At 64.4% G+C, this 22,970-nt stretch carries 23 protein-coding genes and 2 tRNA genes; 7 read left to right on the top strand and 18 right to left on the bottom strand.

Going from position 1 to position 22,970, the window contains the following annotated elements; translation table 11 throughout:
* Positions 1–102: 102 nt before the first annotated feature.
* From JOF46_RS11615 to ilvD, 6 genes are all read right to left on the bottom strand, one after another.
* Positions 103–933, bottom strand: coding sequence for an HAD-IIB family hydrolase (locus JOF46_RS11615; RefSeq protein ID WP_209907431.1), 831 nt, complete (start codon positions 931–933; stop codon positions 103–105).
* A gap of 404 nt (positions 934–1,337) precedes the next feature.
* Positions 1,338–1,802, bottom strand: a complete 465-nt coding sequence (locus JOF46_RS11610) for a helix-turn-helix domain-containing protein (protein ID WP_245348102.1) — start codon at positions 1,800–1,802, stop codon at positions 1,338–1,340.
* Between the two features lie 49 nt (positions 1,803–1,851).
* On the bottom strand, positions 1,852–2,874 hold the full coding sequence (gene ilvC / locus JOF46_RS11605) for a ketol-acid reductoisomerase (RefSeq protein WP_209907430.1): 1,023 nt from the start codon (positions 2,872–2,874) through the stop codon (positions 1,852–1,854).
* Between the two features lie 39 nt (positions 2,875–2,913).
* Complete coding sequence (gene ilvN, locus JOF46_RS11600) at positions 2,914–3,432, bottom strand: acetolactate synthase small subunit (RefSeq protein ID WP_209907429.1); 519 nt, start codon at positions 3,430–3,432, stop codon at positions 2,914–2,916.
* Between the two features lie 7 nt (positions 3,433–3,439).
* The gene (locus JOF46_RS11595; protein ID WP_209907428.1) at positions 3,440–5,317 is read right to left on the bottom strand and encodes an acetolactate synthase large subunit; all 1,878 of its coding nucleotides are present in this window, start codon (positions 5,315–5,317) and stop codon (positions 3,440–3,442) included.
* A gap of 282 nt (positions 5,318–5,599) precedes the next feature.
* On the bottom strand, positions 5,600–7,303 hold the full coding sequence (gene ilvD / locus JOF46_RS11590; protein WP_209907427.1) for a dihydroxy-acid dehydratase: 1,704 nt from the start codon (positions 7,301–7,303) through the stop codon (positions 5,600–5,602).
* A 118-nt stretch (positions 7,304–7,421) separates the two neighbouring features.
* Between ilvD and JOF46_RS11585 the strand changes: the two genes are divergently transcribed.
* Entirely contained in the window at positions 7,422–7,886 is a 465-nt protein-coding gene (locus JOF46_RS11585; protein ID WP_209907426.1) for a hypothetical protein, read from the top strand.
* Here JOF46_RS11585 and JOF46_RS11580 read toward each other — a convergent pair.
* From JOF46_RS11580 to JOF46_RS11570, 3 genes are read right to left on the bottom strand one after another with little or no spacing between them, the layout of a single operon-like run.
* On the bottom strand, positions 7,883–8,554 hold the full coding sequence (locus tag JOF46_RS11580) for a response regulator (RefSeq protein WP_209907425.1): 672 nt from the start codon (positions 8,552–8,554) through the stop codon (positions 7,883–7,885). The genes JOF46_RS11585 and JOF46_RS11580 overlap by 4 nt on opposite strands.
* Positions 8,551–10,512 (bottom strand): sensor histidine kinase, encoded by a 1,962-nt coding sequence (locus JOF46_RS22730; protein WP_209907424.1) that lies wholly within the window; start codon positions 10,510–10,512, stop codon positions 8,551–8,553. The genes JOF46_RS11580 and JOF46_RS22730 overlap by 4 nt, the downstream gene beginning before the upstream one ends.
* Before the next feature lie 13 nt (positions 10,513–10,525).
* Entirely contained in the window at positions 10,526–11,248 is a 723-nt protein-coding gene (locus tag JOF46_RS11570; protein WP_209907423.1) for a hypothetical protein, read from the bottom strand.
* A 282-nt stretch (positions 11,249–11,530) separates the two neighbouring features.
* On the opposite strand from JOF46_RS11570, the gene JOF46_RS11565 reads away from it, so the two are divergent.
* The 3 genes from JOF46_RS11565 (at position 11,531) to JOF46_RS11555 (ending at position 12,994) form a co-directional block, all read left to right on the top strand.
* Positions 11,531–11,881 (top strand): LapA family protein, encoded by a 351-nt coding sequence (locus JOF46_RS11565; RefSeq protein WP_209907422.1) that lies wholly within the window; start codon positions 11,531–11,533, stop codon positions 11,879–11,881.
* 62 nt (positions 11,882–11,943) lie between these two features.
* On the top strand, positions 11,944–12,369 hold the full coding sequence (locus JOF46_RS11560; RefSeq protein ID WP_209907421.1) for a hypothetical protein: 426 nt from the start codon (positions 11,944–11,946) through the stop codon (positions 12,367–12,369).
* A 364-nt stretch (positions 12,370–12,733) separates the two neighbouring features.
* Positions 12,734–12,994, top strand: coding sequence for a GlsB/YeaQ/YmgE family stress response membrane protein (locus JOF46_RS11555; protein ID WP_209907420.1), 261 nt, complete (start codon positions 12,734–12,736; stop codon positions 12,992–12,994).
* 362 nt (positions 12,995–13,356) lie between these two features.
* Here the strand turns inward: JOF46_RS11555 and JOF46_RS22235 are convergent, their stop codons facing one another.
* The 3 genes from JOF46_RS22235 to JOF46_RS11540 form a co-directional block, all read right to left on the bottom strand.
* Positions 13,357–13,614 carry a hypothetical protein gene (locus JOF46_RS22235; protein WP_245348101.1) on the bottom strand — a complete coding sequence of 86 codons (258 nt, stop codon included), beginning with the start codon at positions 13,612–13,614 and terminating at the stop codon, positions 13,357–13,359.
* Between the two features lie 295 nt (positions 13,615–13,909).
* Positions 13,910–14,989, bottom strand: coding sequence for a helix-turn-helix domain-containing protein (locus JOF46_RS11545; RefSeq protein WP_245348100.1), 1,080 nt, complete (start codon positions 14,987–14,989; stop codon positions 13,910–13,912).
* Positions 14,990–15,244: 255 nt separating this feature from the next.
* On the bottom strand, positions 15,245–16,168 hold the full coding sequence (locus JOF46_RS11540) for a 2-hydroxyacid dehydrogenase (protein ID WP_425355052.1): 924 nt from the start codon (positions 16,166–16,168) through the stop codon (positions 15,245–15,247).
* Positions 16,169–16,430: 262 nt separating this feature from the next.
* Between JOF46_RS11540 and JOF46_RS11535 the strand changes: the two genes are divergently transcribed.
* Positions 16,431–16,503 (top strand) — tRNA-Lys (locus JOF46_RS11535).
* A gap of 291 nt (positions 16,504–16,794) precedes the next feature.
* Here the strand turns inward: JOF46_RS11535 and JOF46_RS11530 are convergent.
* Genes JOF46_RS11530 through JOF46_RS11520 form a run of 3 tightly spaced genes read right to left on the bottom strand, consistent with a single transcriptional unit; the run spans position 16,795 to position 18,901 of the window.
* Positions 16,795–17,577, bottom strand: a complete 783-nt coding sequence (locus JOF46_RS11530) for an ABC transporter permease (protein WP_209907417.1) — start codon at positions 17,575–17,577, stop codon at positions 16,795–16,797.
* Positions 17,577–18,332 (bottom strand): ABC transporter ATP-binding protein, encoded by a 756-nt coding sequence (locus JOF46_RS11525; protein WP_209907416.1) that lies wholly within the window; start codon positions 18,330–18,332, stop codon positions 17,577–17,579. The genes JOF46_RS11530 and JOF46_RS11525 overlap by 1 nt, the downstream gene beginning before the upstream one ends.
* On the bottom strand, positions 18,329–18,901 hold the full coding sequence (locus JOF46_RS11520; RefSeq protein ID WP_209907415.1) for a TetR family transcriptional regulator: 573 nt from the start codon (positions 18,899–18,901) through the stop codon (positions 18,329–18,331). Before JOF46_RS11520 ends, JOF46_RS11525 begins: the two co-directional genes overlap by 4 nt.
* Positions 18,902–19,308: 407 nt before the next feature.
* Here JOF46_RS11520 and JOF46_RS11515 point away from each other — a divergent pair.
* Together JOF46_RS11515 and JOF46_RS22230 are read left to right on the top strand one after the other, a co-directional pair.
* Positions 19,309–19,381 (top strand) — tRNA-Lys (locus JOF46_RS11515).
* 95 nt (positions 19,382–19,476) lie between these two features.
* On the top strand, positions 19,477–20,940 hold the full coding sequence (locus JOF46_RS22230; protein WP_245348099.1) for an AAA family ATPase: 1,464 nt from the start codon (positions 19,477–19,479) through the stop codon (positions 20,938–20,940).
* Positions 20,941–21,016: 76 nt separating this feature from the next.
* Here JOF46_RS22230 and JOF46_RS11505 read toward each other — a convergent pair whose 3' ends face one another.
* The 3 genes from JOF46_RS11505 to JOF46_RS11495 form a co-directional block, all read right to left on the bottom strand.
* Entirely contained in the window at positions 21,017–21,715 is a 699-nt protein-coding gene (locus JOF46_RS11505; RefSeq protein WP_209907414.1) for a DUF6308 family protein, read from the bottom strand.
* A gap of 162 nt (positions 21,716–21,877) precedes the next feature.
* On the bottom strand, positions 21,878–22,081 hold the full coding sequence (locus JOF46_RS11500) for a hypothetical protein (protein ID WP_209907413.1): 204 nt from the start codon (positions 22,079–22,081) through the stop codon (positions 21,878–21,880).
* A 92-nt stretch (positions 22,082–22,173) separates the two neighbouring features.
* Positions 22,174–22,956, bottom strand: coding sequence for an HpcH/HpaI aldolase family protein (locus JOF46_RS11495; protein ID WP_209907412.1), 783 nt, complete (start codon positions 22,954–22,956; stop codon positions 22,174–22,176).
* Positions 22,957–22,970 lie beyond the last annotated feature (14 nt).

Here is a 22,970-nt window from a genome sequence, read left to right as displayed (position 1 = left end):
GGACCGATGAATGCATTCCGCAATAGCCACATAACCGATTAAGCCAAGGATCGCCCGACCTGATGGTCGGGCGATCCTTGGCTTGTGGGCATCAGTCCGATTTCAAATAAGCCCAAGCTCCGCGAAAGCCGAGGCAATCCCGTCTCGGCTCGGCGGCGGCGCGGTGCGGTCGGCCAGGGCCAGCAGACCGGAATGCGAGCCCTCGATGGCAACGCCGATCCCCGCATAGGCAATCATTTCCAGGTCGTTTTCCCCGTCACCAAATGCGATGGTGTCCCCCTGGCTGATGTCCAGGCGTTCTATGGCCACGGCGACTCCGTCGGCCTTGCTGATGCCTCGCTGGAAAAGCTCCCCGGAGTGGCGCCCCTCCGAGGCGATGGAGTTTTCGACCACCGCAATGTCCTCACCGATTTCCTGGGCCATGGCGCCCACGGAGATCGGGGATTCGAACACCGAGACCTTGGCAAAGGCCGGTTTGGCGGGAATTGCCGTCAAGGCATCCAGGATGGCATCGGAGCCTGTCCCCTGGCCGTCCGGGGTCTGACTGAAATGATCCTCAATGATTTCCCGCAGCCTTTGCTCGGCGGCCTTGGATACGTGCAAGGATTCCTGGGACTCCAAGACGTAGATGGCATCATGCGCATCAAGGGCCGCCAGCGTCCGGGTTGCCAGGTCCGCGGGGAACCGCCGATCCATGAGCACCTCGCCGGCCACCTCGACGTAGGCACCCGCGCTCGCGACCAAGCCGTCGAACCCGGCTTCGAGGATGTGTGCCGGGAGCATCGAGACCGGACGCCCGGTGCACAGCAATACCTTGTTCCCGGCTTCGCGTGCCGCACGAACAGCTTTTGCATGGGCCTCCGGGACCAGCCCGTAATCCGCATAGGTGCCGTCGACATCGAGGAAGACGGCGTGGATGGTTTTCGTGGGCATTTGGGGCTTTGCGTGCATGCTCACTGAGTCTACCGGGGGCGCGTTGCCGCACCACATACCGGCACGTTGACGGCCAAAAACGACGGGTTGAGAAACGGCCCTCGCGTCGATTCGATAGCGAGGCGTCTCCCCAGCAGTAGCCCTTTCAAGGGTCATGCGGGTTGCAGCCACGTTGCTCGACCGGTTCGAATCGGGAGAGCTGGGAAGGAGCGCTTCCACGCGGTTCCCCTGGAGTCCGGTTCCGGTGCTCCCTTTTCGGAGCCTGACCAACCGGACACTGGATTTGGCAACGTCCCGTCCGTTGCGGCTGACTCCGACCTTGTCGCCGGGAGCGGCGATAGACGTCGCAGAAGAACGCCTGTTGACGAACGGCTCATTGCTCCTGCCCATATTCTCGGCAGTAACTATTGCTTTCGCTTCTCTTGCCGACCCCGAACCCGCTGCGGCAACATTTCATCGGCGCGGGCACGACCCATGTCGGTCTCATAGGGGTCGAACGCGGTGGTCAGCTGGGGAGAGAGCCCCAGGGCGCGTGCAACATCCAAAAATGCCTCGAACCCCACACCAAGGGAACCGTGCTCGATCTTGCGCAAGGTCGTTCGACTGATCCGCGCGCGATCGGCAACCTGTTGCGCGGTCAGCCCCTGCAGCTTCCGCCACGTGGTCAACTGGTCACCGATGGTGGCGGCGGTTCGGCGGGTTTTGGGCGAGGTCGGTGTAGGTGCCATGCCTACATTATGGTCACAATAATGATCACAAACAGAGTCAACGATCGCATAGACGATCATTAACCTTGGTCTCTGTCCACCACCATTTTCTGTGCCAACGACAAAACCCGCCCCGACTTTCGTCGGGACGGGCATCGTCATGCGGTCAGCCGGGGCTTTGGGACCCCGCCACCAATGGGTTCGGCTCGCCTTAGCGTGCGACCGAGCCCTCGGTGTAGTCGTCGCTGGTCTTCCAGGAGAAGAGCTTGCGCAGTTCGCGGCCGGTCTCTTCGATCGGGTGCTCCTCGCCCTTCTTGCGCAGTGCCATGAACTCCGGCGCGCCGGCATCCTGGTCCTCGATGAAGCGCTTGGCGAAGTTGCCGTTCTGGATGTCGGCGAGAACGGCCTTCATGTTCTCCTTGACCTCCGGGGTGATCACGCGCGGGCCCGAGACGTAGTCGCCGTACTCGGCGGTGTCCGAGACGCTCCAGCGCTGCTTGGCGATGCCGCCCTCCCACATCAGGTCCACGATGAGCTTGAGCTCGTGCAGCACCTCGAAGTAGGCGATCTCCGGCTTGTAGCCGGCTTCGGTCAGGGTCTCGAAGCCGTACTGGATCAGCTGCGAGGCGCCGCCGCAAAGGACAGCCTGCTCGCCGAAGAGGTCGGTTTCGGTCTCTTCGGTGAAGGTGGTCTCGATGACGCCGGCGCGGGTGCCGCCGATGGCCTTGGCGTAGGACAGGGCCAGGGTCTTGGCGCCGCCGGTGAAGTCCTGCTCCACTGCGATCAAATCCGGGATGCCGCGGCCGGCTTCGAATTCGCGACGCACGGTGTGGCCCGGTGCCTTCGGGGCGACCAGGGCCACGTCGACGTTTGCCGGCGGGGTGATGTAGCCGTAGCGGATGTTGAAGCCGTGGCCGAAGAACAGGGCGTCGCCCGGCTGCAGGTTGGCTTCGATGTCGTCCTTGTAGACGTGGCGCTGGACCTGGTCCGGGGTCAGGATCATGATCAGGTCGGCTTCTGCCACTGCCTCGGCGACGGAAAGGACGCGCAGGCCCTCGGCCTCGGCCTTGGCGATCGACTTGGAGCCGGCCTTCAGGCCGACGCGCACGTCCACGCCGGAGTCGCGCAGGTTCAGTGCGTGGGCGTGGCCCTGGGAGCCGTAGCCGATGATGGCGACGGTGCGTCCCTGGATGATCGAGAGATCTACATCGTCGTCATAGAACATTTCAGTCACTGTGGTTTCTCCTTGGTATCAGTGTGAAGAATGGGGGTTTTAGGCGGAGACGGAGCGCAGGGCGCGGTCCGACATCGATTTGGAGCCGCGCCCGACGGCAAGGGTGCCCGCCTGGACGATCTCGCGGATGCCGAAGGGCTCCAGCACCGCCAGCAGCGCGTGGATCTTCTCGGCGTTGCCGGTGGCCTCGATGATGAGCGAGTCGGTTGACACGTCCACCACGGAGGCACGGAAGAGGTCTGCGGCCTGGGTGACCTGCAGGCGGGTGGCCGCATCGGCGCGCACCTTGACCAGGATATGGTCACGCTGCACCGAAGCCTCGGGCATCAATTCAACGATCTTGATGACGTTGATGAGTTTGTTCAGCTGCTTGGTGACCTGCTCGAGCAGGTCGCCCTCGGCGTCGACGACCACGGTGATGCGGGAAATCCCGGTGATCTCCGTGGGGCCCACGGCCAGCGAGTGGATGTTGAAGGCGCGGCGGGCAAAAAGGCTTGCCACGCGCGTCAGCACGCCCGGGACGTCTTCGACGAGTACGGAAAGAGTGTGTCGTGCCATGGGATTTCTAGTCCTCTTCTTCCCACTCGGGCGTCATGCCGCGAGCAATCTGGATCAGGTCGTTGCTCACGCCGGTGGGGACCATCGGCCAGACCATCGAGTCGCGGGAGACCACGAAGTCGATGACGACCGGGCGGTCGTTGATGGCCAGGGCCTGCTGGATCGTCGCGTCGATGTCCTCGTCGCGTTCGCAGCGCAAGCCAACACAACCATAGGCGTCGGCAAGCTTCACGAAGTCCGGGACGCGCGCGGTGCCGGCCCCGGTGTTCAGGTCGGTGTTGGAGTAGCGCGAGTTGTAGAACAGGGTCTGCCACTGGCGGACCATGCCCAGGGAGGAGTTGTTGATGATCGCGACCTTGATCGGGATGTTGTTGATCACGCAGGTGGCCAGTTCCTGGTTGGTCATCTGGAAGCAGCCGTCGCCGTCGATGGCCCAGACCACGCGGTCGGGGTTGCCGACCTTCGCGCCCATGGCCGCCGGGACCGAGTAGCCCATGGTGCCCAGTCCGCCGGAGTTCAGCCAGGACTGGGGGCGCTCGTACTTGATGAACTGCGCTGCCCACATCTGGTGCTGGCCCACGCCCGCGACGTACACGGCCTCGGGGCCGGTGAGCTCGCCGATCCGCTGGATCACGTGCTGCGGGGCCGAGAGACCGTCCTGGGTCGGGGTGAAGCCGATCGGGTAGGTCTCGCGCAGCCGGCCGATGGTGTTCCACCAGGCCGACAGGTCCGGGGCGCCGCCCTCGGTGAAGCGGGTGCGGCAGGCCTCGGTGAGCTCCGGGATGATTTCCTTGACCGAACCGACGATCGGGATGTCCGCGGTGCGGTTCTTGGAGATCTCCGCCGGGTCGATGTCCGCGTGGATGACCTTGGCGTTGGGCGCGAAGGTGTGCAGCACGCCGGTGACCCGGTCATCGAAGCGGGCGCCGAGGGTGATCAGCAAATCCGACTGCTGCAGCGCGGTGACCGCGGAGACCGAGCCGTGCATGCCGGGCATGCCCACGTGCAGTTCGTGGCTGTCCGGGAATGCGCCGCGGGCCTGCAGGGTGGTGACCACCGGGGCGCCGACCAGCTCGGCGAATTCCTTCAGCTCGGCCGCGGCGTGCGCCTTGATGACGCCGCCACCGACGTAGAAGACCGGGCGGGAAGAGGCGGCAATCAGCTTGGCCGCCTCGCGGACCTGCTTGTTGTGCCCGCGCACCACGGTCTTGTAGCCGGGCAGATCGATCTTCGGCGGCCAGGAGAACGTCATCTTGGACTGCTGGGCGTCCTTGGTGATGTCCACCAGCACCGGGCCGGGACGGCCCGTGGATGCGATGTGGAATGCCGAGGCCAGGATCCTTGGGATGTCCTCGGCCTTGGTGACCAGGAAGGAGTGCTTGGTGATGGGCATGGTGATGCCCACGATGTCCGCCTCCTGGAAGGCGTCCGAACCGATGAAGGCGCTGTGCACCTGGCCGGTGATGGCAACCATGGGGACCGAGTCCATGTGCGCGTCGGCAATGGAGGTGACCAGGTTGGTGGCGCCGGGTCCGGAGGTTGCGATGCAGACGCCGACCTCGCCGGTGACCATGGCGTAGCCCTGGGCCGCGTGGCCCGAGCCCTGTTCGTGGCGGACCAAGACGTGGTTGATCTTGGTCGAATCCATGAGCGAGTCGTAGGTGGGCATGATGGCCCCGCCCGGCAACCCGAAGACGTCCTTGACGCCCAATTCTTCCAGTGAGCGCACAATGGCTTGTGAGCCAAGCATCTCGGTGGGAGCAATGATGTTGTTCGGGCCCTGGACCAGGCTCGACGCTTCCACGACGGAAGAGACAGTGGCATCCTTGCTGCGGTTGGCGGGTTTAGCCGGCAGCCCGGGGCTGGCGGTGGTTCCGTTACTCATGGGGATATATCCTTCTCTATCTCTTCTAACCCTGCACATAAAAAAACCCCAAAGGCACCTTGCGGCGAATGGGGTTTGCGCGTCACCGAAGCCCTCCAGGTTGTGGAGGGACTCAAGCTCAGCGCTTGATAACTAGTAGTACGGTGCGGTTGTGCATGCATCCAGTTTGGTCGCCGCCGCATCCGGAGTCAAACACCAACACCCACAATCTCACTATTTGAGACTGTTGTCCGATGGGTGGACGCTTTGGTGGCGTCCACCCATCGTTTCAAGGCCTATTGCCTAGCCACAGTATGCTCCGGTCGAAGCGGACTTGACCAGCTTGGCGTACTTGGCCAGCACGCCGGTGGTGAACTTGGCCGGCAACGGCTCCCAGCCCACCTTGCGTGCCTCGAGCTCCGCCGGCTCGACCAAAAGGTCGAAGGAGCGGGCAGCGATGTCCACGCGGATCTTGTCGCCGTCCTTGACGAACGCGATCGGGCCGCCGTCGACGGCCTCGGGGGCCACGTGGCCGATGCACAGGCCGGTGGTGCCTCCGGAGAAGCGCCCGTCGGTCAGCAGCAGCACGTCCTTGCCCAGGCCTGCGCCCTTGATGGCGCCGGTGATGGCAAGCATCTCGCGCATGCCCGGTCCGCCCTTGGGGCCCTCGTAGCGGATGACCACCACGTCGCCTGCCTTGATGGCGCCGGCATCCAGCGCGGCAAGCGCGCCCTGCTCGCGGTCGAAGACCCGTGCGGTGCCCTCGAAGACGTCGGCGTCGAAGCCGGCGGACTTCACGACGGCGCCCTCGGGTGCCATCGTGCCGTGCAGCACGGTGATGCCGCCGGTCTTGTGGATCGGGTTGTCCAGCGCGCGCAGGATCTTGCCGTCGACATCCGGCGGGTTGATCGCCGCGAGGTTCTCGGCAACGGTCTTGCCGGTGACGGTCAGGCAGTCCCCGTGCAGCAGGCCGGCATCGAGCAGGGCCTTCATGATCACCGGCACGCCGCCGATCTTGTCCACGTCGGTCATGACGTAGCGGCCGAAGGGCTTCAGGTCCCCCAGGTGCGGGATCTTGTCGCCGATGCGGTTGAAGTCGGCAAGGGTCAGATCGACCTCGGCCTCGCGGGCGATGGCCAACAGGTGCAGCACGGCGTTGGTGGAACCGCCGAAGGCCATGGTCACGGCAATGGCGTTCTCGAAGGCCTTCTTGGTCATGATGTCGCGGGCCGTGATGCCCAGGCGCAGCAGGTTGACCACCGCCTCGCCGGAGGCACGGGCGAACATGTCGCGGCGGCGGTCGGCCGAGGGCGGGGCGGCGGAGCCCGGAAGGCTCATGCCCAGGGCCTCGCCGATGCAGGCCATGGTGTTGGCGGTGTACATGCCGCCGCAGGCGCCCTCGCCGGGGCAGATCGCCTTTTCGATGCGGGTGAGGTCCTCGAGGCTCATCTTGCCGGCGGCGCATGCGCCCACGGCTTCGAAGGCGTCAATCAGGGTGACTTCCTTTTCGGAGCCGTCCTCCAGCTTGACCCAGCCGGGCATGATCGAACCGGCGTACAGGAACACCGAGGCCAAATCCAGGCGGGCCGCGGCCATCAGCATGCCGGGCAACGACTTGTCGCAACCGGCCAGCAGGACGGAGCCGTCAATGCGCTCGGCCTGCATGACGACCTCGACGGAGTCGGCAATGACCTCGCGGGACACCAGCGAGAAGTGCATGCCTTCGTGGCCCATCGAGATGCCGTCGGAGACGGAGATGGTGCCGAACTGCATCGGGAAGCCGCCACCTGCGTGGACGCCTTCCTTGGCACCGGCTGCAAGTCGGTTCAGCGAAAGGTTGCACGGGGTGATTTCATTCCACGAGCTCGCCACTCCGATCTGGGGCTTGGCGAAGTCGTCATCGCCCATGCCCACGGCGCGGAACATACCGCGCGCCGGGGCGGCGTGGATGCCATCAGTGACTACTCGGCTACGAGGTTTGATATCTGGGGCAGTGTCCTGGCTCATGCCCTTGATTCTAGGGCTGGCAGGCACCGACGCCGAACCCGTGACGGCAACCCGACATATTTCGCCCCGCGAATACGAGACATATGTTCGAAACATCCGATTGGTTAGAGTGGGTGACATGGAGACACTCAACGTTGAATCCAGTGACGATATCCTCAAGCAGCTTTTGCACGAGGCCTTCGATGCTCAAATCCCCAACTTCGGCAGCTACAACCTGGTGGCGGCCGCGGGCACTTCCGGCTCCGCGGGACTCAAGGTCATCGGCTTCCGCCGGGAACCCGCCGAACTCATTTTGTGCCCGCTGAACCCCAGGAACCTGCGACCCTCCGAGCGCGCGGTGTCGGTGAACAACACCAATGTCTCCCATGTGGCCCTGGTGCTGGACGGCGGCTACGAGGTGGGCACCAGCACCGGTCGCGTCTATCGCTTCAATGTCCCTGCCCGGCTGTCGCTGAACATCCCGGGAGCCGAGGGCGCAGCGGCCTGCGGCCTGCTGGCCCAGGACGACGACGCGGCCGACTTCGCGGACTTCATGAACGGCTTCATGGACCACTTGGACCCGACCATCCAGGAAATTTCCTAGCCGGGCCCATCCCCTTTGTTGTTGGTCCCGAAGCCGGCATCGCGGGCCAGTGCCACGGCCCGGGCCCGGCTCCCGGCACCCAGCTTGGCGAAGATCGCGCTCGCGTTGTTGCGCACCGTCTTCTCCGAGAGGAACAGTGTCCTGGCGATCAAGGCGTTGTCCAGCCCGCGTGCAAGCAATTCCAGCACCTCCCGTTCCCTGGCGCTCAGTTCGCCAAAGGCACCGGCGGCCACCGGCATCCGGCGCAGCGTCCGGGACAGGTGCCCGGCGACCTCCGCGCCCAGCACCATTTCCCCGGCCGCCACCGAGCGGATCGCCGAAACGATCCGCTCCTGGTTGGCACCTTTGACCAGGTAGCCAGCGGCCCCGGCCCGCAGCGCGGCGTCCACCGATGCGTCTCCCCCGGTCATGGTCAGCACCAGCACCCGGACTCCGGGATGCTCCCGCTCCACGGCGCCGATCGCCGCCAACCCGCCAACCCCGGGCATGTTCAGGTCCATGAGCACCACGCCGATCCCCTCCAGCACCCCAAGCATTTGAAGGGCCTCCTCCGCGCTGGCCGCCTCCCCGGCGACCTCCACGTCGGGTTCCCCGGCCAGCGCCGCCAGCAGCCCCTTGCGGTAGATCGGGTGGTCATCGACCACCAGCACCCGGATGTGCGCGCTCATAAGGGCACCGGGATCCACACCCGCACCCGCGTACCGCCGCCGGGGTTCGGCTCCACGGCGCATTCGCCGCCCAGTTCCCGTGCCCGTTCCGCCATCGACCCCAGTCCCACCCCGGGCACCCACGAATCATCGGGCCCGCAGCCGTCGTCGCTGATCTGAAGATCCAGCGCATTGCCGACCGCCAGCGACACCGTGCAGAGCGAGCCGCCCGAATGCCGCACCGCATTGTTCATCGCCTCACGCCCGATGAAGTACGCTGCCACCTCCAGGGCCACCGGCAGGCCCGCGTTGCTGCTGCCCCGGACTTCCAAGGCCATGGTGCCGACCGCGGCAAGCGCCGCCGCATGCTCACGCAGTGAACCGGCCAACCCCAGCTCGTCCAGCGAGGCGGGACGCAATTGCGCCAGGAGCCGCTTGAGGTCGTCGAGCCCGGCCAGCACGTCCCGGTGGATGCCTTCCAGGCCCACATCCACCCCGGCACGCAGCGCCGCCCGGTGGGAGGCCTCGATCCCCAGGGCCACGCCGGCCAACGTGGGCCCCAGCCCGTCGTGAAGGTTGCGCCGGATCCGCTGCCGCTCCTCCTCGCTGGTGCGCGCCAGCCGTTCGCGGCTGCGGGCCAGCTGCCGGTTCAGCGACACCGCGCCCACCGCCGGACCTGCCTGCGCGGCCACATCTCGGAGCAGCCCCGCATCCCGGGCATCAAGCACCCGGCGGCCCGCCGGAACCCCGATCTGCAGCGTCCCGACCTGCCGCCCGCCGTGCACCAGCGGCAGCGACTCGATGGGCCCGAATGCCTGTCCGATGCTCGCAGCAGGGGTGTTCTCTCCGGCCAGCTGGACCGCAACATAGGGCAGGTGCAGGCAGGAGGCGATCGTGTCCACCAGCAGCGGGAGCACTGTCTCCGCAGCGGGGGCCTGCCCCAGCGAATGCCCCAGACGCGCCAGCGTGGCGTAGGGGCCGGCCCGGCCGCCAAAGAGCAACCTGTCCAGCAGTCGCCCCGCCCATGCCTGCAGGGGCACGAATCCGCCCGCCACGATCACCGCGGCCAGCACCGCGCCGACCGCCGACCCCGCCGCGTGCGCGGCCAACAGCCCGGCCGGCACGGCCAGCACCACCAGCAGCACCACCGAGGCAGCGGCATGCAGCGCGGGACGGCCCATCCAGCGGTCCCCGTCGTAGAGTCCGTAGCGCAGGGTGGCAAGCCCCAGGCCCAGCGGGATGGCCAATGCCCCGGCCAGGTTGGCCGTTGGCCCGGCGAACGAGGCTGCGACGGCCACCGCAATGGTGCCGGCGAACCACCACAGGGCGGCGGCCTGCCGGCCCCGGGCTCCCCGGGTGTGCAGGACCAACCCCGCCAGCCCGGACAGCAGGCACCCCAACGCCAGGGCAAGCAGCACCCCGAAGATCCCCAGCGACACCGCCGGAGCGAGCTGCTCAAGGCGCAACGGGTTATGCAGCGCCGGATCGTAGTCCTCCAGCGGCGGCCCCAGGAAGACCTGTGCCACGGCGCCGAATCCCACCACCGCCCAGGCCAGGTACGCCAACGGCCGCCAACGCGGCGAGGGTAGGCGGCCGGAGGGGAAGTACAGTGCCGGCACGGCGATCTGCAGCAGCACCGCGGGAATCCAGGCGAACGCGGAGAGCACCACGGCCACTGCATGCGGGGCGATTCCCCGGTCCGCCCACACCGCTCCAAGGGTGGCCGCAGTGCACAGCTGGCCCAGGGCGACAAACACCCAGCCCAGCACGTGGCGCCTATCCTGCGAGACAACCAAGGCGCCGATCCCGGCATAGGGAAGGGCCATCGCCCCGGGCGCCAGACCGTTCCCCACAGCCAGCGACGCCCACTCGGCGGAATCCATCCCCACCATGACCGCGGACAAGCCAATTCCGGCCGTGGCCGCCACGGCCAAGGCCGTGGCGGCGCCGGCCGCAATGCCTGCTGGCCTCCCGTTCACCGAGTTTCCCTACTCATGTTTCCATCGTAGGATCGGCACCGCCCGGGCGATAGCGCCGCGGCCTCGCAACCATCGACCACGCCATGGAGAGCGCGGCCACCAAGCCCAGGTAGTGGGCGTCAAAGGGCAGCACGCCGGCGATGTCCGCGACCATGAACAGTCCCAGCATGGCCACCGAGAACCGGGACACGCGGGCCGAACGCCACAGGGCCCGGCAGGCGGCCATGATGGCAGTCAGCGACGCAAGGTTGTACACCGCAAAGAGCACCAGGGCCGGCAACCCCCGGTAGTCGGACAGCGCCGCAGCCACCGCACCGGTGCCCAGGTGCGCCGAGCCCATGGCGAGCGCGGACACGGAATACCCGCTAAGCGCCGGCAGGCAGGTGAACGCCAGCACCCCGGAGACCAGCGAGATCCAGGCGGCCACCGGAGCTTGGTCCCGGCCCAGCCGGAACCAGACCAGCACCGAGGACATCAGCAGCGCCGGGGCGAAAACTCCGGCAATGACCGCGGCATCCAACAACGCCGGGTGCTGGGCCTGTTCGAGGAACAGGCTTTGGTAGCCGGATGACATGTCAAAGAGCGAGCGGTTGACAAGCTGCGCAGCAAAGGCCAACACCGGAATCGCGCCCGCAACGACCCTGACCCATGGCGCCCATTCGCCGGGTGCAGGCACCTTGGCGCGCCGTGGCGACCCGGTGGTGTGCACCGGATTGAAATGCATGGTGAAACCCATGGCTTTCCCCTTTTCCTAGGCCCGGAGATCCTGCCGGGCGGTTCAACGGAACAAGCATGATCCCTCCGCTGTCCCGTCCAACAGGGAACGGTGTCCCGACTGAGCCCGGGACAACTGCACCACGCTCCCGGCCTCTTCCTGGGTCATGGCTTTCGGCACCCGGCGCCGTCCTTGTGCCCGAACCCGCATGGGCATAGCGTTTAAGCACCAACCTCTTGGTTTCCTTGCCGGCGGGCCAACCCCATGCCGGCCGGCAAGGAACACGAAGGAAACGAGGAAGCCATGGGCGAAGAACCGCTAGGGTCCGCCTCATCCGGCACGCCCGATCCCGCCAGTGCGCCCGGAGCTCCTGCCTCCACCCAGACAGGAGGAACAAGGGCCGCGGTGATATGGACCTTTACCGTGGTAGCCGTCCTGGTGCTGATTCTTTTGGTCATCTTCATGGTGCAGAACCAGGATCGAGTCAATGTCTATTTCCTGGGATTCCATGGGCAACTGGCACTCGGCGTGGCCATGCTGATTGCAGCTGTCGGAGGCGCCGTGGTGGTGTCGATCGTCGGTGCGGTGCGCATCATCCAGTTGCGGGCCCGCGCCCGCACCGCCAACAAGGCCCGGACCAAAAACGGTCCCTAAGCCTTGGACCGACGGCTTGTTCCCGAGAGCCAAGGGATCACGCCACAAGGAAAGGAATTGACGTGTCTGACCTCGAAAAGCAAATGAAATCCATCCAGAACCACCTGGCACTCTGGGCGCAAAAGGCAAAGAAGGATTACCCGGAACAGCTGGAGCATTCGGTGCGCAGCGCCGTGGACCGGCTGGATCCAGCCGCGCTGGCCCACGCCTCGGAGGAGGTTATTGCCACCCTGACGGGCAACCGAAAGACGGCCCGCCGCGCACGCAAGGCGATCGAGAAGTCGCTGGTCAATGCAAAGCGCAAGGCCGGAACCCGGCATCGGGGCAAGGGCAAGGCCCTGACATGCCTAGCCATCCTCGCCGCCATCGGCATTCTTGTCGCGGTGGCAGTACGGAGGGCATCGTACGGGAGCGAGCCGGTGGCCTACCGCGGCTCGAAGCCGGCACCCAGGAATGACGCCACCTCTGAACCCGACAACGAACACTAGAAACAATCCGGATGACCACTTCCAAAGCCAATGGCTTTGGTAGCGGTCATCCGTGCGCTCGGCAGATGACGTTTCTGTCCCGCTCCGCACGCCGCCACCCGGTCCGGGATCGAACTATACGGCGCGTAGGTTACCGCATGGTAGATCGGCCTTGACTTGGACACGCCGCAATTGATTTCAGCTTCTCATTTAGTTGTTAACTATCGAATGACGACCGGCATTCTGCACCACATGGGCAGCATAAACAAGCCAATTTAGCAATTAGTAAAAATGCTGGTCATGGGAATGTTTCTGCCTGTAGTCTCGCTGCAGGCATCGCCACCATGATGCTGAAACTGAACCTTCATCCGAACGGAGAAAAGTCATGGGTTTCATAGGTTGGATCATTCTGGGCCTCATTGCCGGCGCCATCGCCAAGGCCATCAAGCCGGGCGAACAGGGTGGCGGCTGGTTCGCCACATTGATTCTGGGCGTCGTAGGGGCCATCCTGGGCGGTTGGATCGGGTCGGCCATCTTCAAGGTGGGCATCCAAGACTTCTGGGACCTGTCGACATGGCTCCTGGCCATCGGCGGCGCACTGATCGTCCTTGTTGTTTGGGGCTTCCTCACTCGCAAGAAGGCCTAAAACTAGGCAAAGAGGCGGTGGGTGCCTCGGTTTTCAACCGAGGCACCCACCGCCTCTTTCTTTAAGCCCCGAGCGGCAGGTTGCGCCCATGCCCCGCAGCATGGTTCCGAGGTCAGCCCCGCGGGCGCTCCACAAGGTTTTCGCCCAGTTGCCCTTGCAGCATCTAGAAGTTCGCTTGTACTGGAAAGACAGCAACGACTATGTGGTTCGTGTGGTTATGCTCAGGCCGCTGCCAACGACGAAAATCTGCCCATCGCCCAACTCGAACCCACCTCTTCGAAACGGCACTTACACGCGTGACCGTGGGCGCTTGCGCCGACATGAACGAGACAGGGACTTTATCGAGGGACTCGGAGCCTCTGTCAATTGGCTTCATCCCAATCGAGTAGGCCGTTCTCAAGTACGTGTTGGCGGAAACCGCCCTTTTCGAACGGCAAAAAGTACTCTCCGCTCAACAGGTCATCAGCAAGACTCTCAACCATCACCATCGTGAGCTTCTTCGCTCGAATGGCATCACAAAGGATCGAGACCGTAGCCGTAACGTTCAGTCCAAATTCTTTTGCGAGACGACGCGGAACTCCATCATCAATAACTAATTCACACCCATAGGTCTCGCCCATGGCAAGTACTCCGCATTCGCCAACATTTTTCCGCCGGCTACCAAACGATCGTGAAATTCTCCGAAGCTCCTGCTGAACCCCTCGTCCACGGACCTAAAAACTCGAATCCAGTCCGCATCGAGCACTGTGCCAACCGCAGGGAGTTCGGCTGCAGCTTGCATCAATTCCCTCTCGACGGAATCAGGTATGTACACCTCACGCCCGTCGGCAAGGAAGCGCAGAACGCCAAGCCACCCCTGAAGCGCAAAGTGACGCATTGGCCCGGTGTCGAAAACCCATGCATTCCGCGACGGGATCATGATACGAATGTCCAGATCTCATCTGCCCTACGCTTCCGGTTGCCGGGAAGATCCGCGTCCGTGAACGTTCCCTGGAGTAGGTCAAGTGCCCGCTCACGGCTAATCCGCTCGTCACGCAGCAGCCGGATGACTCCCAGCGCATATGCTCGCGGCACGGAAGCCCCTTCAAGTTCTTCAAGGGGAATACGGAGGTCCATTTCCAAGATGTCTGCACGAGTCGTTCTCGTATTCCTGACCAGTGACTCAGAATCACCATCAACCACCCCGAGTTCTCGAAGGCGTCGGGCCAAGGTGGCCATATCGACGCGGAACTCACTGGCCAGCCGAATTGCTGCAGCTCGTTCTCCTGAAGCACCACTATAAAGACGCCATAGCTTGGAGACAGCAGTATTGGGAAGCAATAGGGAACGAGCAAATCTGTCGATCCTTGACTCGATCGATGCCGCATGACCAGATGGATCACCAACACGCCAGTCGATGGTGTAATCGTCGGCAATAAGGTAATGGCCAAGTTCGTGGGACAGTGCAAGTCGACGGCGCCCCACCTTCATATGGCTGTTTACAAAGCAAACTCCGCCGTGACGCAACAGTATCGTTCCGGCGTCAGCGGTATCGATGCCGATGTCACGTGAGAACGCCAAGAGACCTAGACCGGCGACATTTTCGACCAAATCGGTCAGTGGCTCGTCAGGTGGCAAATCCATGAGTTGGCGCGCCCGGAAGGCCAACTGCTCAGCATCCGCTACTGTCTCCGGAGTGCTGATGTTGGCGTTTTCAACACGCTCCAGGCCGGGGAACTGGAGCTCCTCAACACCGAGTGATTGCAAGAACTCGACCTCACCGGCAAGGGAGGCGAGGGCCGCATCAATTTGAGAGTCGGCAGTATCGAGGCCTTGACTCGACCGATGGGCGACAATTGCCGGAGGCGGATCCTCAAAAAACGCAGACATACGGAGCTCAAGGGCATTAGCAATGTCCGAGAGTTCAAGGGCGGTCACTTTACGCACGCCGCTCTCGATCTTGTTGAGTGCGGTACGGTCCAATCCAACCGCGCTTGCGAGCTCGTCTTGCTTCAAGTTGGCGCGCTTTCGTGCGTCACGGACGCGCGAACCAAGAGTAGCCGCTGCATTGTTTACCATACGTGCGATTCTCGCACATTCCTCATTCGCAAGGAAGCTTCCTATTCGAATACGCAGACCACATTGCAGAGTTCGCCAGTCCGAGCGAAACAGCCAGGAATTGATGATATTGGCGTCTTTGTCATGATTGGCCGTTAGACGGGCGTCGTGCCGCCCGCGGGTAGTGACCCTCGCTGGCTCACCCCAGATCGCTCACACCTTCGGCGGCACAACAAGGTTTTCGCCCAGTTCCCCCTGGGCCCACGAACCCACCTGCCGCTTGAGCAACGCGGTCATGCGCGGCAGGAAGGCTTCGGTGTTCCCGCCGTTGTGCGGGACGATCAGGGCATTGGGCAACTGCCAGATCGGGTGGTCGGCCGGAAGCGGCTCTGGATCAAAGACATCCGACGCGCAGCGCAGCCGTCCGGTCTTGAGCTCGGCGACCAGTGCATCGGTGTCCACGACCGGGCCACGGGCGACATTCACGATGACCGCATCATCGGGCAGGGCGGCCAGCAGCTCGGCGTCAACCAGGTGGTGGGTGCCGGCGTTGTGCGGAACGATCAGGATCAGCACCTCGATGTCCTTGGCGTGATCCAGCAGGTTGCCGACCGCCAGGATTTCTCCGTGCTCATCGGTGCGGGCGCGCGTACCGAAGCGGCTCAGCACGACCTCAAAGGGATCAAGTCGCTTGCGAATCTCCTCGCCGATTCCCCCGACGCCCACGATGGCGACCTTGCGGTCGGCCAGACCGGGCCAGCGGGTCGGGTTCCAGCGGTTGGCCGCCTGGTCGCGCACCGACTCCCCGATGCCGCGCAACGAGGCGATGGCAAGGCCCACGGCCAGTTCGGCCGTCGAGGCCGCATGCACGCCGGCCGCGGTGGCGACGGAAACACCGGGACCGACCAGGTCGTGGACGCCGTCATATCCGGTGGTCTGGGTCTGGACCAGCTTCAGGTTCTTGGCCCGCCCGATTCCCTGAAGCATTGAGAAGTTCGCCATGTACGGAAAAATCGCGACGTCGATCTCATCCAGTTCCACCCCCACGGGATCCCCTTCGATGTCCCAGACGCCGGCCACGATGCCTTCGGGCAACGGGCCAACGGCCTCGAGCAAGTGGGTACTGGGAAAGGTCACAACGCGAATCGGCTTCATGCCCACCAGCGTAGGTCGCCGTAACTGGCCGGCCCAAGGACGAAACGCTGCATGGACATAAATGCGTGTGCATATGACGCGGCACCGCCGCCGACACCAGGAACTTTGCAACGACCCAACTCAAGGCGATATTTGTGACGTCAATCGCAAACTACCGTTTCGGTTTGCATTCGGCCGGCAAGCTGGTAGAGTTTCATGTCGTTGCAGAGCGCGGGAGCCACGAACTCCCAGCGAAACAACAGCCGCACCTCTAGCTCAATTGGCAGAGCAATTGACTCTTAATCAATGGGTTTCGGGTTCAAGTCCCGAGGGGTGCACAGTCAAGAAGGCCCGGTCCGCTAAAGCGGACCGGGCCTTCTGCTTTTCCCGGATTGCACCGGGCCCACGGCGTCCCAGGGGGCGCGGCTAATACGCGTCACTTGCGGTGCGTCAAGGAGTTTCTCCCAAGCGCCCCATCCGGTCGCGAAGGACGGCGCTCCCGGCCACGCACACCGTCCACTTCCTATTGCGGCTTGGCAGCATCGGCGTGTCTAGGTTTCGGGACAACGTGTATCGGATACTTCGACCCGGGCTGCCGAAATCAATCCCCGGGCCGCCGGGAGCGTGTCTCAACCGGAAGTGATTTGCATCCTCTTCCACCACGAACCAGTCAACGCGATGCCTAGCGCGGAGACCGGGACGCAGAGGAAGAGCTGCACCGGGCTGACCACCTCGGCGGCCGCCGGGCCTCCCATGCCCATCCATAGCCCCGGCGCGGCATAGGGAAACCACGCCCCGGCACCAAAGGCCGTCACCACCTGGGTGACCACGACCAGCAGAACCAGCGCGCCCACTCCGGGAAGATAGCCTCGCGCCATGCTGGCCACGAGAGCCAGCGGACAGGCCAGCAAGGCCGCCAAGGCACCGGCACTGAATGCCTTGAGCGCAACCAGCACCGCATCAGGGCCGGGAACACCCAGGCCGATGACGGCGCCGGCCAGAAAGGCGACCACCATGCATGCCAGGCACAGCAGCAACGCCCACAGCAGGATCACCTCAAACTTCGCATACGCAATCCTGCGGCGGCCGACCGGCAGCGCAAAGAGGCAGCCCTGGGTCTTGTCCGTGAACTCGCGCCCGAAACTCCAACACACCACGAAGCCGACGCCCAGCAGCGCCCCAACGGACAGGATCATCCCCACCATCGACAGGTACCCGCCCCAACCTGCACCGGTCAGCATGGCCGCGGCCTTGAGACCGATCTGACTGGAGGCGTCGGAGGTCGCGGCAACCATGAAGGCCGCCGCGAGCACCGGCAAGCAGACACCGATCAGGGCGGACACCGTCCGTACCACCGGCGCCCTGCGGAACTTCAGGGCCTCGAATTCCCTGGCCTGCGCTGCAGCACCCATCACCGATCCTGTTCCCGGTCTTGCCCCTGCCCTTGCATGTCGGACTGGAGCACCATGTCGAAGAACCGTCGTTCCAGGTCCACGGTTCCGGCACGCAGGGTTCCGATGATCCTGCCCCGGTGAAGCACGCTGATCTTGTCTGCCATTCGGGCGACCTCGTCCAGGTGGTGGCTGGAGACCAGGACGGATGCACCTCGCTGTTGGCACGCCTCCCGGAGCAACCGCCGCAGAACGATGACACCGCGGGGATCCAGGGCGTTGGTCGGTTCATCCAGGACCAGGAGGTCCGGCTCCTGGACCAGCGCGGCGGCGAGCCCCACGCGCTGCCGGTTTCCCAGCGACAGCGCTCCGGCACGACGGGCCGAATACTCTTCCAGCCCGAGGTCCGACAATGCCCGCTGCGCCGCAACGCCGGCGGAGCGCCTGCCCATCCCGTGCAATCGGGCGGAACAATAGATGTTCTCCCTGGCGGTCAGCTCCGGGTACGCGAATGCGGTATCCAGCATCTGGCCAACCCTCGACCATTGGGGCTCCCCCGGTCCTGCCACCGGGCACCTTGCCAGATATGCCGAACCGCTCTCCGGCTTGAGCATGCCCAGCAGTATCTGCATCAACGTCGTCTTCCCGGCGCCGTTCAGTCCGATCAGGGCATGGGTTTCCCCCGGCCCCACCTCCAACGAGACATCGTCAAGGACAAGGTGTCCGCCCAGCACCTTTGAGATGTGCCGTGCCTCAATGGACGCCGGGGTGGTCATCGGTTGCCCCTCACGGTTTGACTTGATTGGCCCATCAGGGCCAGCGCCTCCTCCATGCGCTCGCGCAGCTCCTGCCCGTTCGGCTCCGCTGCCCAATCCAGCAGCGCTGAGGTCAGTCCGCCCAGGCACGCGCCGGCTGCGACCCGTGCCTCAAGCCGGGGTACACCGGATCCCGTCAGGGCATCAACGATCAGCCCTTCCGTCCTGCGGTTGTTCTCCCAAACCCCGGCAGCAAGCCGGGTGTTGCCGGCAATCAGCTGGATCCTTTTTCGGGTTTCGTCGCCAACCGGGGTCGGCACGGAGCTCCACGATGCCAGCAGCCCACGCCGGACCCGCTCGATCGCCGGCAGCCCCGGGTCCTGCGCGAGAATGTGGGCCGAGATCAGCGGGTCGTACGGGTCGTCAAAGACGGCGGAGTCTTTGGTTGGAAAGTACCGGTAGAAGGTCATTTGCGAGACTCCGGCCGCGTCGGCGATCTGCGCAACGGTCGTTTCGTCGAAACCCTGTTGGGCGAAGAGTTCCATGGCCAACTCCTGCAAGCGGGCCTTGGTGGCGGCTGCTTTTCCCATGCACAAAATGTTAGTCGCTAACATTTCAGGCGGTCAAGGGTTGCACCGCGGATCCACGTTCAAGCGACCACTCGCCCGGCGAAGACCCGGATGCCCCGCCGCCCGCGAAACCGCTCGGCAAACCCTGGCTTCAACCGCCTCCGACTCTGACTTTCATGGCCGAATTCCGGGACAGCGAGCCACAACGGCATTCACTGTGCGCACCATCACAAATTGCTTTTCGTCCCCGAAGGCGCAAAAGCATCAAGTTTCGCACCTGGAAAGACTCTGAAATCCGCATGAAATCGCGGTATTTGGCAAGCCGCGCGTTCATGGAATCACGGATTTTATTTCCACACCACTTTCTGGTTATGATTATCTGCGTCGCAAGGACGGGCTCCGCATGGGGCGCTGACCGAAGCGACTAAGCACCTCTAGCTCAATTGGCAGAGCAATTGACTCTTAATCAATGGGTTTCGGGTTCAAGTCCCGAGGGGTGCACGGTGAGAAAGACCCGATCTGTTTCGACAGGTCGGGTCTTTCGTTTTCCCGCTATGGTCTCCCGAATCGTTTGAGCCCGCTGATAGGCTCCGGTCATGGACGAACAGCTGGCATCCTTCCTTCGCGATTTCTCCAAGCTCACGACCTTGGCCTCCATGGCCTCCGAGATCACCGGCGGCACCCCGCTGCTGCCGACCATCGAAGCGCACCTCGGCACGGAACCCGGACGGCTGCCCGTGGTGGTCGAACCTTTCCCCTCCCACCGGCTCGCTGACGCCTCCGGGATCCTGGCTGGCTTGATTGAGGCCGACCCCGGCGCAAGGATCCACGGCCTGGCCGGCCAGCAGCGCCACCACATGGATCTCTCGGACCTCGTGGCCAGCAACGGCATGCATGCCGGGTGGCTCGGCGAACCGGACTACGAGACAATTTCGGTCGGCCCGGACGAGGAACGCCGAATCGTTTCCTTCGGGCTTTTCCTTTTCACCCACGCCGGCAATCCCCTGGCGGTGCTGATGCGGCAGGCCAATCCCCAGTACGGGCGAGAACGCGCCACTGTGGAAGTGCTCGGCGCCAGCCCGGATGCCGTGGATGACTTCCTCAAGCATTTCAAGACGAGTCTTCGCGAAAACAGCATCTTCCGCGGCCACGTCATTTCCTTCACCGCCAACGACTACTCCTCTTCCGCCGCGGGGATCACCTTCCACCGCCGCGCAAACGTGGCGGCCGGCGATGTGGTTCTGCCACCGGGGACGCTCGAGCGCATCGAGGCGCAGGTCCTGGGCGTCGGTGAGCACCGCGAAAAGCTCTTGGCGCACGGAGCGCACCTGAAGCGCGGAGTGCTGCTCTACGGCCCTCCGGGCACCGGCAAGACGCATACGGTGCGCTACCTGGCATCCGCAGCGGCCGGGCACACCGTCATCCTGCTCTCGGGCAACACCCTTGCCTTCGTCAGCGAGGCCGCACGCATGGCAAGGGCCCTGCAGCCGGCCATCGTGGTGCTGGAGGACTGCGACCTCGTTGCCGAGGACAGGAGCTTTGGCCACGGGCCCCAGCCGCTGCTCTTCGAGGTGCTCGATGCCATGGACGGCCTGGACACCGATGCGGATGTGGCGTTCCTGCTCACCACCAATCGGGTGGAGCTGCTCGAGGAGGCCCTGGTGCAGCGGCCGGGACGCGTCGACCTTGCCGTGGCGGTGCCGCGTCCCGACGTGGCGGCCCGGCGCGCGCTGCTGGAGCTCTACGGGCGCAGGCTCAACCCCTCGGCGCAGACCATCGAGTCCATCGCCGAGCAGATCGACGGGACCACCGCCTCCTTTGCCAAGGAACTGACCCGCCGCGCCATCCTGCTTGCGGCCCTGGCCGGCGAGGAGCCGGGAGATGCGCATTTGTCGGCGGCGGCCACCGAGCTCATGTCGGATGCCGCATCGCTGACCCGCAGCCTGCTGGGAGGGACCGGGGAGAGCGACGCGGAGCAGGAACAGGAATCGACCCACGGGCACTTTGGCTTCGAACCCGGGATTGCCCCGGAAGTGCCCGGATCCATGGGCTGGTCCTGACGCTTTGGTTCCCTGCTCCACCGGGGCTTCCAGCGCCGCTTCTGACCCCACGAATGCATGCTTCTCGACCGCAGCGTTAGCTCCGGTTGTTCGAAGACCTTCGGGATCCGCTCTTTGGGTCGTGCATCCAGATCACGACATCCAGGATGCGCAGCAACGACTTGTCGGCCAGTCCGGATTTTTCACGTAAGTCCCCCAGTCGCTGGGTCAGTGTTTTCTCGGCGGAACCGCTTGCACTCGGCAGCGCGAGTGGAGCAAGGGCTTGATACCACACCGTCCAATGGTCCTTGCTTGATGTCAGGCGGCTGGCCTTGGCCACCACCGAGTCATAGATCGGTATGAGGTGCGGGCGCTTGCGCGCCATGATCTTGCTGGCAGTAGTGGCTCCTATCCCCCAGCGCTCCGAGCCGTTGCGCCTCAAGAGGTCCCACAACTCCTGAGCGGGACCTTGGGGTCCCAACAGATCGTCGAACCCGTCTTGGCCTAGTTCCTCGAACTTGAGGTCGGGATCCAGTCTCCGCAAGAGCTCCGAAATCCTCGCTGCGTCCTCTCCAAGTATTCCCAGGGCAGCCTTTGCTGGGACGTGCACGCTGAGCATGGATACGGCCAGCAGGTCTTCGGCGGTGATGGCGAAGGGATCGCCGGAGCCGCCCCCGCCGAAGGTTTCAAAGTTCAAACCGAGAAACCCACCCTGGCCCGTTCCATCGCCGAAGTACCGCTTGAGGTATTCCAAGGCCTGGGTTTCGGTGATTTTCTGCATTGCCTCGTTCGGCATGCTTCCCCCTTTTGGATCCATTGCACGTCCCGCGAAATTCATTCGCGAGTGATTGTCACCATAGCCCGGTCATTCAGGAACAACCGCGAAGCGCTCCGGCACTGAAAAAGTTCTCACGGGTTCCCGAACGTGCCCAGCACCTCCACTTCAACCCCGCGACCGTCACCAGCCGTCGTTGCGGATGGCTGCACGCGTGCGTGCGGAGCGCGATCCCACCCGGTTGGTCGAGCCGGTGCGATGGATGCGGGACATCTGGTCTTCATGCGTCCCGGCGGCACCCGATGCCGCAAACGCCACGCGCTGGGCGACCAGCTCCTCGGGCAGGGCGAAGCCCGGTGACGCGGCCGTGCGGTTTTTCTTCGTCATGGAAAGAGCCCTACCCTTAGTGATTGAATGTTTTCAATCACTAAGGGTAGGGCTCTCGTTCCCAAAAGCACAAGCCGTGCCGGCGGAAATACTCAGGCGTTCAGCTCCGCCAAGGCTCCCATCGAACCGCGGGCCAGCCACGCGACATCCGAATGCAGGGCAATGAACTCGGCGCCCTGCTCGCGGTACCAGCGCGCGTCCTCGACGCTAACGGCAAAGGCACCCACGGCCTTGTTTTCCGCGCGTGCCGCAGCAATGATCCTGGCGATCGCTTCACGCACCGCCGGGTGGGTCGGCTGCCCGAGCAGGCCCATGCTGGCCGAGAGGTCCGCGGTGCCGATGAACAGGCAATCGACCCCGTCGACAGCCGCAATCGCCTCCACATTCCCCAGTGCCTCGGCCGACTCGATCTGCACGATGGTGCACGCTTGGGCGTTGGAGCCGTTGACGTATTCGGGGTCAAGCCCGAAAGTCCCGCCGCGCACCAGCCCGGCAACACCGCGGATGCCACCGTTGCCACCGTCCGGGAAGCGCATGGAGCGCACCGCGAGTTCGGCATGTTCGGCAGCATTGACGTTGGGCACCACAATGCTCTGGCAGCCAATGTCCATGGCGCGCTTGACCAGCACCGGGTCGAGCTCGGCAATGCGGATCAGCGCCTCGGCCCGGGCGCCGGCGTCGCGTGCGGCGCCCAGGGCGCGCAGCTGTTCGGTGGCGCTGGCCGGGTCGTTGGGGGCATGCTCGAGGTCGATGACCAGCCAGTCAAAACCGCAGTGCGCCATGACCTCGGCCACGGCCGGGGACCCCAGGGTGAGCCAGGCGCCGGTGCTGGAGGTCCGGGCGAGAAGGGACTGCTTGATGATGTTCGTGCGCACTGCAAGGACTCCTT

It is taken from the genome of Paeniglutamicibacter psychrophenolicus (genome assembly GCF_017876575.1).
GTDB classification, from domain to species: Bacteria; Actinomycetota; Actinomycetes; order Actinomycetales; family Micrococcaceae; genus Paeniglutamicibacter; species Paeniglutamicibacter psychrophenolicus.
Note: the sequence above shows the minus strand (reverse complement) of the source record. Positions and strands in the feature narration are given on the sequence as shown.

Excerpts from the sequence above, each read along its gene's own strand:
- JOF46_RS11615 (WP_209907431.1), bottom strand. The coding sequence starts at position 933 with ATGCCCACGAAAACCATCCACGCCGTCTTCCTCGATGTCGACGGCACC.
- JOF46_RS11610 (WP_245348102.1), bottom strand. The coding sequence starts at position 1,802 with ATGACGATGCCCGTCCCGACGAAAGTCGGGGCGGGTTTTGTCGTTGGC.
- ilvN (WP_209907429.1), bottom strand. The coding sequence starts at position 3,432 with ATGGCACGACACACTCTTTCCGTACTCGTCGAAGACGTCCCGGGCGTG.
- JOF46_RS11595 (WP_209907428.1), bottom strand. The coding sequence starts at position 5,317 with ATGAGTAACGGAACCACCGCCAGCCCCGGGCTGCCGGCTAAACCCGCC.
- ilvD (WP_209907427.1), bottom strand. The coding sequence starts at position 7,303 with ATGAGCCAGGACACTGCCCCAGATATCAAACCTCGTAGCCGAGTAGTC.
- JOF46_RS11585 (WP_209907426.1), top strand. The coding sequence starts at position 7,422 with ATGGAGACACTCAACGTTGAATCCAGTGACGATATCCTCAAGCAGCTT.
- JOF46_RS11580 (WP_209907425.1), bottom strand. The coding sequence starts at position 8,554 with ATGAGCGCGCACATCCGGGTGCTGGTGGTCGATGACCACCCGATCTAC.
- JOF46_RS11570 (WP_209907423.1), bottom strand. The coding sequence starts at position 11,248 with ATGGGTTTCACCATGCATTTCAATCCGGTGCACACCACCGGGTCGCCA.
- JOF46_RS11565 (WP_209907422.1), top strand. The coding sequence starts at position 11,531 with ATGGGCGAAGAACCGCTAGGGTCCGCCTCATCCGGCACGCCCGATCCC.
- JOF46_RS11555 (WP_209907420.1), top strand. The coding sequence starts at position 12,734 with ATGGGTTTCATAGGTTGGATCATTCTGGGCCTCATTGCCGGCGCCATC.
- JOF46_RS22235 (WP_245348101.1), bottom strand. The coding sequence starts at position 13,614 with ATGGGCGAGACCTATGGGTGTGAATTAGTTATTGATGATGGAGTTCCG.
- JOF46_RS11530 (WP_209907417.1), bottom strand. The coding sequence starts at position 17,577 with ATGGGTGCTGCAGCGCAGGCCAGGGAATTCGAGGCCCTGAAGTTCCGC.
- JOF46_RS11525 (WP_209907416.1), bottom strand. The coding sequence starts at position 18,332 with ATGACCACCCCGGCGTCCATTGAGGCACGGCACATCTCAAAGGTGCTG.
- JOF46_RS11520 (WP_209907415.1), bottom strand. The coding sequence starts at position 18,901 with ATGGGAAAAGCAGCCGCCACCAAGGCCCGCTTGCAGGAGTTGGCCATG.
- JOF46_RS22230 (WP_245348099.1), top strand. The coding sequence starts at position 19,477 with ATGGACGAACAGCTGGCATCCTTCCTTCGCGATTTCTCCAAGCTCACG.
- JOF46_RS11505 (WP_209907414.1), bottom strand. The coding sequence starts at position 21,715 with ATGCCGAACGAGGCAATGCAGAAAATCACCGAAACCCAGGCCTTGGAA.
- JOF46_RS11500 (WP_209907413.1), bottom strand. The coding sequence starts at position 22,081 with ATGACGAAGAAAAACCGCACGGCCGCGTCACCGGGCTTCGCCCTGCCC.